This is a genomic window from Maribacter thermophilus (assembly GCF_001020565.1).
GTDB lineage: Bacteria > Bacteroidota > Bacteroidia > Flavobacteriales > Flavobacteriaceae > Maribacter > Maribacter thermophilus.
This window is the reverse complement of record NZ_LDAS01000001.1, coordinates 2,805,563-2,816,517: the sequence shown is the minus strand read 5'-3', so window position 1 is coordinate 2,816,517 and position 10,955 is coordinate 2,805,563. Positions and strand designations below refer to the sequence as shown.

Below are 10,955 nucleotides of genomic sequence, written 5' to 3'. Positions count from 1 at the left end.
AAATTTCTCATAATAAATCTAAAAAATCTGATTTCTTTTGTCTTGAAACAGGAATTTTATGGTTAGATTTTAAGACAACATAACCATCTGTCTTAATAAATTCTTTGATTTTGTTGAGGTTAATGATGTAAGAATTATGGATTCTAAAAAATGAATCATCTGGGAGTATTGCATTTACTTCTTTTAGTTTTTTTGTCAAGACAATCTTTTGTCCGTCCGCTAGAAATATAGTGCTATAATTACCGTCCGACTCCGCATAAAGTATTTCATCACTTTCAAGAAAAAGAAGTTTTCCATCGGTATTAAGGGTAATTCTTTTGTTCACCGAGCGAGAATTGAAATTGATAAGGATCTGCTCCAATTTTTCTGCAGTAAAATTTTTGGCATTGAATTTTTTGATCTTTACGATAGTGTCCTTAAGATCGTCGGTGTCTATAGGTTTAAGTAAATAATCTATCGCCTCGTTCTTCAATGCCTTTATGGCATATTGGTTGTAGGCCGTAGTGATAACCACGGGAAAATTTTTGTTGGTCAGTTTTTGTATAAATTGAAACCCGTCCATTGTAGGCATCTCAATGTCTAAAAATAGGCAGTCTGGGGTGTTGATTTCTAGGTACTCCAATGCTTCGAACGGATTCGTGAAGGAAGCTGTCACATTTATTTCTTCACTAAAATTTGTGAGTTCCCATGAAAGACTCTGTAAAGCCTTTATTTCATCGTCAACTATAACTGCTTCTAACATAGATATATGAATATTGTACAATAAGGGAAGTTAAACAAAATTAAAGTTTACCTATTAGCTAATTATAATTTTTGTATCAATGGAAGCTAATCGAGTATAATTGGTATTAAATATATAGAATGTTGTATAAATATAATAAAATCAGATTCTTATAAGAAAAGTAGCACAAGAAGATAAGTTTTTCCGTCTGTTTAATTTTTCATTTCTCCGTTTACACAAAAAAAACAGCAGATTATACATGTTGGCGTTTACGATTTGATTCTTGCCCTAATTTAGTGATGTAATAATTTTCAATAAACAAGGCGTAGATGTGTTAAACCTGTAATTAATTAAGATTATGAAAAAATGTTTAATAATGTTCATGGTTTTTTTGTTTTTGATAATTATAGCGTCCAAACTGGAAAGTAGAACCAATAAAGAGCCCTATAAAGCAGAAATTGTAATGGAAACTACAAATGTGAAGGGGTTAATGACCATTGACAGTAAAAAATAAGATAATCTCGATAAAGTGATGTACCAATTTTTTATTAAAACTACAAAGTTCGTTGTGCTGGGATTATTGCCCTTTCTGCTTATTTCAAATTCGGGAAAGGAAATCGGGCTGGTAGATTTGGAATACGCCAAAACCTATTTGGCGGAAACGGCTTTAAAAGAGTATGTTGCTTATCCATCTAAAATTGAGTATCACACCAATCACGAGAAATTGGACCAAGGCGGATTTTACAATACGCTAGTGCTTAGCTTTGGAGAAGAAAAGGATGGCTCACATGCGACTATGGAATTTTTAATATCTGAAAAAGGTGCATCCAAAAAACTGTCCAAGGGCATTTATCCAATAAGTGAAATAGAAGGGTTTATAAATAATTTCGATGGTGTTTTCGGAGTCGCCAATGTAAATAGACTGGGAGAGAAACCATTCTTTGCCAAAAAAGGTTTTATACAAATTAATGAGTTGAATTTACAAGGTGTTAGTGGATATATGGACGTAACACTGGTAAATGAAATAGGAACGACTATCAGGATTACGGATAATTTTGATACCTATAAATAATATACGGCCCATAGAATATATGCATATTCTGGCCAATGTTTTGAGCGCCATAAAAGTAGCATTGACAGTATACTGTTAAGTTGCAAGTCTAATAAAAGGTTTCGGGGGAACTACCTTAGTTAGCACTTGGTGGGCATTTTCATTTATGAAGCATTGGGGGCCGTATTTTTTACAATTACTTCTGTATTATAAGGTCAAGGTGATATATCGCCTTGGCCTTTTTTTATGGGTATACAATGGTTAAAGACCGGTATATGTTTTGGTTTTCGCTACGTGGTCCTAGAAGAATTTTCTGATTGGTTTTAGTATGTGGTTTAGGTAAGCCAAGAATATGTGTCATGGACTACGGCGGTACATAGGAGCATGTTAACGTCTCTTCTTTTGAGAAGAAGGCAAATCAGCGATGTGTATTAGTGTTTTTAAGAGACTATTAAAGTAGTGGATTTAATAACATGTGGAAAGTGTCGTATATGAGGACTTTCGTTAGAGGTTCACCAATAGTAGCCCTATTCAATATCCAGTAACGGTACTTTTATCGCTGTAATTTACTGATAAACAGATTTTTATTGTTTTTGGCGCATCTGTGGTATAGTTGGTTACATACGTTGTATCTGTTTAGTGCGTGGTTTCATAGTTTCGATTTACAATCAAGAGAGAAAAATAAATTGAACAATTAAAGAATATGAAAATGGTGCAAAAAAAGGTAGACAGTATGTCATTGGTTTTTTTAGTGATGATGATTATGGCTTTGATGATGATAATAGCAGGCTTGGCCAAGAACGGGTTTTATGGCCTATAATGAGGAGTGCAGTTACGTGTAAAAAAGATAAAGTTTTGTTTTAACCAATATTAAAATTTAGAATGATGAAAACGTTAAGAAAAAATCGAGTAAAAAAAGCGTTAGTGGTTTGTGGCGCATCGGCATTGATGCTAATGGGATGTGACAAAGAAGACGCCATAAACCCATTAGGAGGGTGTTTTGGGGGTGCCGTGTGGACAGATAATATTTTAGATGAGTTGACAGAATGGGAGGCTGCAGCTCAGGCGTATTCCGATAACCCTACCGATGAAAATTGTAATAGATATAAGGAGGCCGCCAAAGATTATCTTGACTCTTTAAGAGGTATGGCCGATTGTGTACCTGGTACCAATAGGGCCGAATATGATCAGGCCATTAAGGAAGCAAAAGAAGAAGTGGACAGAGAAGGTTGTGATTAACATTGCAGGGCATTTTTGTAGTCGCACTACATTATACGATGCTGAGCAATGGTCCATTAAATGATGGAGTTGTTTGTTAGTGTTTAATAAGGTCGTTAATATGGGTTAGGTTCCATAAAAATGTTTTTATGGGATTTAACCTGTTAACGACAGAATTCGTCTTTTTCGGTCTACTAGTGTAGTTTAGCTTCTTTTTATAATAGTGATAACATATTTTGGAAGTACAAAACAGTGCCACGTATGCGATAAGTAGGTATAGATATGAGTACATATACCAAAGAAACGAAAAAGTAGTATAATTCTTACATTATAAGTAGCTTTTTGTGTATAAAAAAACTATTTTTTCGACGAAATACACTTTTTGCCTAGCCTTGAAGCCCGTAATAAGTAATGTACAACAAGGCTAGGTTTTATAAAATACCAGGTCTTTATTGGTTTTACAATAAATTTATAGGAAGCTATCTACCTTCATGTAGGCATCTATAACGGCTTGTTCCCCTTCTTTACCTGTTTTGGAATTACCGTGCTCCATACCCAGAACTCCATCAAATCCTTTATCATAAATCCATTTGAGTACGTTTAAATAGTTGATTTCTCCTGTTGTTGGCTCTTTACGCCCAGGGTTGTCACCTATCTGGATGTATCCAATTTCGTCCCAAGTAAGATCCATGTTATGGATCAGGTGGCCTTCGGTCTTTTGCATATGGTAAATATCGAACAAGATTTTACATGCGGGGCTATCGACTCCCTTGCATATCATATATGTCTGATCTGAATTTTGTAAGTACAGATCTGGAGAATCGGAAAGGGGTTCCAATACCATGGTAAGGCCATGGGGTTCCAAGATTTCTGCACCTCTTTTTAAGGTCTCGATAACATTACCATCTTGTATGCCAATAGGCAAACTTCTTTCATATGCGCCGGGCACAACGGTCATCCATTTTGCATTGACCCTTTTGGCGACTTCAACGGCACGTTTGCATCCATCTAAGAATATATCAACGTTTTCTTTTTTTCCGGCGGCCAAGGTATTCGCCATGTTACCTCCCTTGTCAATTACAAAAACGCCCATGGTCATTCCCCTTTTTACGAGGGTTTCGCCAATTTTGTTCTGCATGGCAACATCTCTTTTCATCATTCCATTATCTTCAAAGGCGGTAAAACCTTGATCGGCCATAAAATTGATCTGATCAATGGGGTCATTTCCGGCCAATTCTTTGAACATGCCCAAATGAGGGGCATATTTTAAATTGAATTTATGGGGTTCCGATTTTTTTCTGGTTTCATGGGCAAAGCTCAATGCCCCTCCGAATGATAAGGCTCCTCCTGTAAGTGCCGATTTTTGAATAAAACTTCTTCTTTTCATATGGTTGTTGAATAAGGTATTATTGGTTGTATTTACTTATGCAAAAGAAAAGAGTTAAAGGAGGTGATTACCGTCCTTTAACTCTTTATTGTACATGTGTTATTATTGTTATTTACAAAGACCAAGCTTTTCCTTGAGAAAGTTCTTGGGCATCCCCACAACCTATATATTCCCCAGGAACGGGAAGATAGGCCAAAACCTCTTCGCCAACATATTCAGAGGTTTTATAGCCCCAAATTGTTAGTCCACGCAGGTTATTTGCAAAAGCAAAAAGAGAAGTTCCTTCATCCAATGTGGCGGATTTTCCTTCTGCTACAGCTTCATTATAGGTGGTTATGGATTCTGACATCTTGGCTTGGTCCTCTTTAGAATGTTTAAGGGCACTTGCCAAGACAGGTTCTAGGTCTTCGGGAGTAAGATCCTGTGCATTTTCTTTTCCAGAATCTTTTAACGCCTTGTCTATAAATTTACCCATGGTCATTTTAAAGAAATCCTGATTTTCTTTTTCCATAACATCTTGGGAAAATTTGTCGATAAAAAGATCTACCTGTACCTCTGATGCTGAAAGTGTATCGGTCTTGGGGATGATGATATCCACCAGTTTGGTAATAACGCTGCCTTCGGCCTGCGTAAAAAATTCAGGCGTCCATTGGGCAACGGTTTCCCCCTTACAACTTTGCATGATACTTATAAGGGTAGGAGTCGCCACGGTATATCCCATGGCAAGTCCCATATTTTTGAGTGCTTTTCTTCTATCCATTATATATTTCCTTTTTTAAGTTCTTGAACTGCGTGGTTTGCCGCTCTAGCCGTAAAGGCCATATAGGTCAAAGATGGGTTTACGCAGCTAGAAGAGGTCATAAACGATCCATCGGTAACATATACATTAGGTACATCGTGTAATTGATTATGTCCGTTTAGTACAGATGTTTTTCTGTCCCTACCCATTCTTGCAGTTCCCATTTCATGTATTCCAAGACCAAGACCGGTTGGTCCATCATGTCCTTTTACATCTTTGAATCCGGCTTTTTCCAACATTTCAACAGCAGATTCCTGCATGTCTTTACGCATGTTGAATTCGTTTTCCTGAAGGTCTGCATCAAAAGTAACGGTTGGTAATCCCCATTGATCTAATTTGTCATAATCAAGGGTGAATCTGTTGTCCTGATATGGGAGTACCTCGCCAAATCCGCCAATACCCATTCGCCATCCTCCGGGCTTCAAAATACTTTCTTTCAAGTCTTTTCCATAGGCAAGTTCAGCAACAGTTTCTTCCCAGTTGCCTCTACTGGCACCTCCTTGATAACCGAATCCACGTTTATAGTCTTTTCTGTTCGAAGAACCACCAAGGTTTCTAAACCTTGGAATATAGACGCCATTAGGTCTTCTACCTTTGTAATATTTGTCGTCATAGCCTTCAAATATACCGCTGGCACCTACCCCTAAGTGGTGATCCATGATGTTACGGCCCAATTGATCGGAATCGTTGCCCATACCATTAGGGAAACGGTCGGATCTTGATTGCATTAAGATAGATGTAGAGGCAATCGCAGAAGCACAAAGGAAAATTACCTTGGCCTTGAACTCGTATTTTTCTTTGGTTACCCTATCTATGACTTTTACACCTGTTGCCTTTTTGGTATCGGGATCGTATATTACTTCGTGTACTATAGAATCTGGTCTAAGGGTCATGTTTCCGGTAGCTTCTGCAGCCGGAAGTGTAGAGGAAAGACTACTGAAATAACCTCCAAAAGGACAACCTCTAATACATCTGTTTCTAAATTGGCATTTTGTTCTTCCGTCAAAAGTTTTATCTCCTGTAATATGGGCTACTCGGCCCACGGTAACGGCCCGGTCATCAAAAGATTCCATTACCTTGTTCTTAAAGTGGTCTTCTACACAGTTCAGATCCATCGGTGGAAGAAAATCACTGTCCGGTAATTGAGGAAGATTAAGTGCTTCTCCACTAACTCCGATAAAATTTTCTACCTTGGAGTACCATGGGGCAATATCTTTATATCTAACCGGCCAGTCTACGGCAATACCCTCTCTTTGGTTTGCGGTGAAGTCGATATCGCTCCAACGATAACTTTGGCGACCCCATTGTAACGATCGTCCCCCGACGTGGTAACCGCGCATCCAATCGAAACGTCTTATTTCATTATAAGGATGTTCCAAATCGTTTACGAACCACATATGGCTGGCTTGGCTGGTGGTGTAGCCCGTTCTGTGTTGTTTGGGCTGTTTCTCTATGATTTCTTTAGTGGCAACCCCACCATTAGGAAAATCCCAAGGGTCTTTGTTGGCCGTGACATAATCATCGATATGCTTCACCATCCTTCCCCTTTCGAGAACAAGGGTCTTTAATCCGTTTTCACATAATTCCTTAGCGGCCCATCCTCCGCTAATACCTGTTCCGACAACAATCGCATCATACGATTCCTGTTCTTCGTTATAATAAAATTTGCTCATAGAAACTGTTTATTCCCTAAATTTATTAAATATTAAATTAATTCTATACATTTATTCCTTATTCTTCTTGCGAATATGGCATCATAAGGGGTGTTTGTTATATCTAAGATTCATTAGAAAAGGGGGATAAATAAAATTAAATCAATTAGTTAACAAATAGAATAACCAGCGATTAAATGAAAAGAAGAAATTTTATTAGAAAGACGGCCGTTGCCGGTGTAGGTGTGTCATTTTTGGGTGCCTATGCATGTAAAGAGGCAAAAAAGGAAAATAAAAATGAAGCAGAAACGGTAGAAGCTACAGAAATAGCCGAACCGTTTTTTGAATTGTCATTGGCCCAATGGTCTATGCATAGAATGATCAGGGAAGAAGGCGTAGATCCATATACCTTCGCTGAAAAAGCCAAAAAATGGGGGTTTACGGGGTTAGAATATGTTAGCCAGTTATACAACCCAGAGTTATCAGATGCCAATTATTCTGATGAAGCTATGGCCGCATTTGTAGAAAAATCAAATGCCGAAGCTAAAAAACACGGAATGAAAAATGTTTTGATCATGATCGATGGTCAGGGAAATTTGGCTGTCAGTGATGAGGCGGAAAGAAACGAAACGGTAGAAAAGCATAAAAAATGGGTAGATGCCGCAGCCGCTATGGGTTGCCATGCCATACGTGTAAACCTAAATGGTAGTAACGATCCCGAGGAATGGAAGAAGAATTCTGTTGATGGACTCACAAAACTAGCTACCTATGCCAAAGAAAAGAACATTAATATTTTGGTTGAAAATCATGGAGGTCTTTCTTCTAATGGGGCATTACATGCCGAGGTAATGGCCATGGTAGATATGGATAACTGTGGTACATTGCCCGATTTTGGTAATTTCTGTATCACCAGAAAACCCGATAGTTGGGACTGCGAGGTAATGTACGACAAATACAAAGGTGTTAAAGAGCTGATGCCGTATGCAAAGGCTGTAAGTGCCAAATCCAACGTTTTTGATGCGGAAGGCAATGAGGTGGAGATAGATTATGTTAAGATGTTGCAAATGGTGAAAGATGCGGGGTATACCGGTTTTATTGGTGTAGAATATGAAGGAAAAGAACTTAGCGAAGAAGAAGGTATAAAGGCTACACGTGATTTATTATTAAAAGCGGCCAAAGCAGTTGTTTAGTAAAGCTTTGATTTGTTATGAAAGTATTCTTTAATGAATTGTTCGACTACAATTTTTATTGTAACAAGAAAATTATAGACGAGTGTGTTAAACTAGGTAAAGCTCCTGAAAAAAGTCAGGAGCTTTTTAGTCACATTCTTAACGCACATCATATATGGAACTCAAGAATTTTGGGAAAACCCTCGGAGTATGATGTATGGCAAAAACATGACATTAAAGATTGGTCCGATATACATTATGAAAACCAAAGAAATTCATTTGAAATAACTACAAATGCAGATGAATTTGACAAACGTATCGACTATGAGAATTCTAAAGGTAGGTTGTTTACCAATACCTTACAGGATATGCTCTTTCATATTATAAATCACTCTACCGCCCATAGAGGGCAAATTTTAACTGATTTTAGGGATAATGGGATTGACCCCATTGTTATGGATTATATTTTTTACAAAAGATAAATAGATTATGAGTATTGGTGTAAGAGCACAACTATGTGTTATGATGTTCTTGGAATTTTTTATATGGGGAGGTTGGTTCGTAACCCTCGGTACCTTTTTAGGTAATAATATACAGGCATCGGACGGTGAAATCGCCTTGGCATTTTCTACACAATCATGGGGAGCTATTATAGCTCCTTTTATTATAGGTCTAATAGCCGATAGGTATTTTAATGCGGAAAGAATTTTGGGTGTTTTACACCTGTTGGGTGGCGTGTTATTATACCTTATGTACGGCACAGAATCTTTTAGTGTTTTTTACCCTTATGTGTTGGGTTATATGATTTTATATATGCCGACCCTTGCATTGGTGAATTCGGTTTCATTTAACCAAATGAACAATCCGGCCAAAGAGTTTTCTGTTATACGGGTCTTTGGTACCTTGGGATGGATAATTGCGGGCTTGCTGATCAGTTATTTGTTTAAATGGGATTCGGATGTCGGTATCTCCAACGGGCTTTTAAAGAACACCTTTTTAATGACGGCCATTGCTTCTTTGGTATTGGGCGTGTTTAGCTTTACATTGCCTAAAACACCTCCTAGGGCAACAAGTTCGGAGAAATTGAACCTGCAGGAAATTTTGGGGTTGGATGCCTTAAAACTGTTTAAGGACAAGAATTTTCTTGTGTTCTTTATTTCATCGGTATTAATATGTATACCGCTGGCCTTCTATTACCAGAATGCCAACCCTTTCTTAGTGGAGATAGGAATGCAGAACCCGACCGGAAAAATGACGTTAGGGCAGATTTCCGAAATTCTATTCATGCTTTTACTGCCTTACTTTTTTACCAAATTCGGATTTAAAAAAACCATAATGGTCGCTATGCTGGCCTGGGTAGTCCGGTATATTTTGTTTGCCTACGGTAATGTCGGAGAGCTTAGTTTTATGTTGTTGCTGGGTATTGCCCTGCATGGCATCTGTTATGATTTTTTCTTTGTTTCCGGTCAGATATACACAGATAGTAAGGCGGGGGAGAAATTTAAAAGTTCGGCGCAGGGGCTTATTACCTTGGCGACCTATGGCGTGGGGATGTTAATTGGGTTTTGGATTGCCGGTAACATTTCAAATAGCTATTTGTTGAGTGATGGTACACACGTTTGGGACGTTATTTGGTTGTATCCGGCCGGTTTCGCATTTATAGTTTTGATTTTCTTTTTGCTATTGTTCAAAAAAGAAAAAATAGACTATAAGTCTTAGAATTTTTATAAATTGAAAACTTCATAAAACTTAAAAATAAGATTACAACATGCCAAAGAAGATTAGATTAGGAATATTAGGAGGGGGCGGAGATTCCCTTATCGGGGTTTTGCACAGGGTAGCTTCACAAATCAACGATAATTACCAGATAACGGGAGCGGTATTTAATCCTGATTATGAAAAGAATTTGGCTTTTGCCAAAGAGATAGATGTTCCTTTAGATAGAATATATAAGGATTTTGATACCCTTGTAGAAGAAGAACTAAAATTACCGGAAGACGAACGTATACAAGTATGTTCTATTCTTACTCCCAATTTTTTACATTTTCCAATGGCCAAAAAACTGTTGGACAATGGGTTTCACGTGATATGTGAAAAACCTATGACCACGACTTTGGAAGAGGCAAAGATATTGTTGGAGGCACAACAAAAATCAGGGGCCGTTTTTGCTCTGACGCATACTTATACCGGGTATCCTATGGTACGGCAGATGAGAGAAATGATAAAGGCAGGTGAAATCGGTAAGATCCATAAAGTAGATGCGCGCTACTATCAAGGTTGGATAAACGAAATAATCCATGATAAGGATAAACGCAGTTCTGTATGGCGTCTAGATCCCAAAAAAGCAGGTATTAGTTCTTGTATGGGAGATATAGGGGTGCATGCCTTTAATATGGTAGAATACACCACTGGATTAAAAGTAAAATCTGTTCTTTGCGATTTTAATTACCTATATGATGACAACCAAATGGATGTGGATGGTACCGTGCTTATTAGAATGGGAGATCACGTCAAAGGGGTTATTCGTGGTAGCCAAGTAGCAACAGGGGAGGAAAATGGCCTTGCAATTGCTATTTATGGTGAAAAAGGGGCTTTTAGATGGGAGCAAGAAAATCCGAATTTTCTATATAAATTAAGTGATACCGAGCCGGTACAAATATACAAACCGGGCCATGCCTATAACTCTGAACTGTCATTGGACGGTACTAAGTTACCTGCAGGACACCCAGAAGGTATTTTTGATTCCATGGCCAATATTTACTTAGGCGCGGCACGTGCTATAAGGGGAGAAAAATACAATGATGGCGAGTTTCCGACCATTGTTGATGGTGTAAGGGGTATGGACTTTATTGTATCTACCGTAGAATCCAATAAGAACGGTAATACATGGGTCTCCTTGGAAGACTAAGGTCACACAACACAAGAATAAAAAAGGGGCGTTTTAAACGCCCCTTTTTT

Annotated in this window: 11 protein-coding genes; 7 read left to right on the top strand and 4 right to left on the bottom strand. The window is 38.0% G+C overall.

Features of this window, described 5'->3' with window-relative positions:
• Positions 1-7: 7 nt before the first annotated feature.
• Positions 8-742: a LytR/AlgR family response regulator transcription factor gene (locus AB657_RS12155; protein WP_047246725.1), complete on the bottom strand. Its 735-nt coding sequence runs from the start codon at positions 740-742 to the stop codon at positions 8-10.
• 337 nt (positions 743-1,079) lie between these two features.
• Here AB657_RS12155 and AB657_RS18000 point away from each other — a divergent pair, with 337 nt between their 5' ends.
• From AB657_RS18000 to AB657_RS12145, 3 genes are all read left to right on the top strand, one after another.
• On the top strand, positions 1,080-1,235 hold the full coding sequence (locus AB657_RS18000) for a hypothetical protein (protein WP_198146904.1): 156 nt from the start codon (positions 1,080-1,082) through the stop codon (positions 1,233-1,235).
• A gap of 54 nt (positions 1,236-1,289) precedes the next feature.
• Positions 1,290-1,793, top strand: coding sequence for a hypothetical protein (locus tag AB657_RS12150; RefSeq protein WP_157491717.1), 504 nt, complete (start codon positions 1,290-1,292; stop codon positions 1,791-1,793).
• An 861-nt stretch (positions 1,794-2,654) separates the two neighbouring features.
• Complete coding sequence (locus tag AB657_RS12145; protein WP_157491715.1) at positions 2,655-3,011, top strand: hypothetical protein; 357 nt, start codon at positions 2,655-2,657, stop codon at positions 3,009-3,011.
• Positions 3,012-3,459: 448 nt separating this feature from the next.
• Here the strand turns inward: AB657_RS12145 and AB657_RS12140 are convergent, their stop codons facing one another.
• The 3 genes from AB657_RS12140 to AB657_RS12130 all read right to left on the bottom strand — a co-directional run bounded on the left by AB657_RS12140 (position 3,460) and on the right by AB657_RS12130 (position 6,849).
• On the bottom strand, positions 3,460-4,377 hold the full coding sequence (locus AB657_RS12140) for a hydroxypyruvate isomerase family protein (RefSeq protein WP_047246722.1): 918 nt from the start codon (positions 4,375-4,377) through the stop codon (positions 3,460-3,462).
• Positions 4,378-4,489: 112 nt separating this feature from the next.
• Positions 4,490-5,137: a gluconate 2-dehydrogenase subunit 3 family protein gene (locus AB657_RS12135; RefSeq protein WP_047246721.1), complete on the bottom strand. Its 648-nt coding sequence runs from the start codon at positions 5,135-5,137 to the stop codon at positions 4,490-4,492.
• Positions 5,137-6,849 carry a GMC oxidoreductase gene (locus AB657_RS12130; protein WP_047246720.1) on the bottom strand — a complete coding sequence of 571 codons (1,713 nt, stop codon included), beginning with the start codon at positions 6,847-6,849 and terminating at the stop codon, positions 5,137-5,139. Before AB657_RS12130 ends, AB657_RS12135 begins: the two co-directional genes overlap by 1 nt.
• A 176-nt stretch (positions 6,850-7,025) precedes the next feature.
• On the opposite strand from AB657_RS12130, the gene AB657_RS12125 reads away from it, so the two are divergent.
• Genes AB657_RS12125 through AB657_RS12110 form a run of 4 tightly spaced genes read left to right on the top strand, consistent with a single transcriptional unit; the run spans position 7,026 to position 10,905 of the window.
• Positions 7,026-8,018 (top strand): sugar phosphate isomerase/epimerase family protein, encoded by a 993-nt coding sequence (locus AB657_RS12125; RefSeq protein ID WP_047246719.1) that lies wholly within the window; start codon positions 7,026-7,028, stop codon positions 8,016-8,018.
• A gap of 17 nt (positions 8,019-8,035) precedes the next feature.
• Positions 8,036-8,479, top strand: a complete 444-nt coding sequence (locus AB657_RS12120) for a DinB family protein (RefSeq protein ID WP_047246718.1) — start codon at positions 8,036-8,038, stop codon at positions 8,477-8,479.
• Between the two features lie 7 nt (positions 8,480-8,486).
• Complete coding sequence (locus tag AB657_RS12115) at positions 8,487-9,716, top strand: MFS transporter (protein WP_047246717.1); 1,230 nt, start codon at positions 8,487-8,489, stop codon at positions 9,714-9,716.
• Positions 9,717-9,765: 49 nt separating this feature from the next.
• Positions 9,766-10,905 carry a Gfo/Idh/MocA family protein gene (locus tag AB657_RS12110; RefSeq protein WP_047246716.1) on the top strand — a complete coding sequence of 380 codons (1,140 nt, stop codon included), beginning with the start codon at positions 9,766-9,768 and terminating at the stop codon, positions 10,903-10,905.
• Positions 10,906-10,955 lie beyond the last annotated feature (50 nt).

Coding starts and splice junctions, on each gene's coding strand:
- AB657_RS12155 (WP_047246725.1), bottom strand. CDS start 742: ATGTTAGAAGCAGTTATAGTTGACGATGAAATAAAGGCTTTACAGAGT.
- AB657_RS18000 (WP_198146904.1), top strand. CDS start 1,080: ATGAAAAAATGTTTAATAATGTTCATGGTTTTTTTGTTTTTGATAATT.
- AB657_RS12145 (WP_157491715.1), top strand. CDS start 2,655: ATGATGAAAACGTTAAGAAAAAATCGAGTAAAAAAAGCGTTAGTGGTT.
- AB657_RS12140 (WP_047246722.1), bottom strand. CDS start 4,377: ATGAAAAGAAGAAGTTTTATTCAAAAATCGGCACTTACAGGAGGAGCC.
- AB657_RS12135 (WP_047246721.1), bottom strand. CDS start 5,137: ATGGATAGAAGAAAAGCACTCAAAAATATGGGACTTGCCATGGGATAT.
- AB657_RS12130 (WP_047246720.1), bottom strand. CDS start 6,849: ATGAGCAAATTTTATTATAACGAAGAACAGGAATCGTATGATGCGATT.
- AB657_RS12125 (WP_047246719.1), top strand. CDS start 7,026: ATGAAAAGAAGAAATTTTATTAGAAAGACGGCCGTTGCCGGTGTAGGT.
- AB657_RS12120 (WP_047246718.1), top strand. CDS start 8,036: ATGAAAGTATTCTTTAATGAATTGTTCGACTACAATTTTTATTGTAAC.
- AB657_RS12115 (WP_047246717.1), top strand. CDS start 8,487: ATGAGTATTGGTGTAAGAGCACAACTATGTGTTATGATGTTCTTGGAA.
- AB657_RS12110 (WP_047246716.1), top strand. CDS start 9,766: ATGCCAAAGAAGATTAGATTAGGAATATTAGGAGGGGGCGGAGATTCC.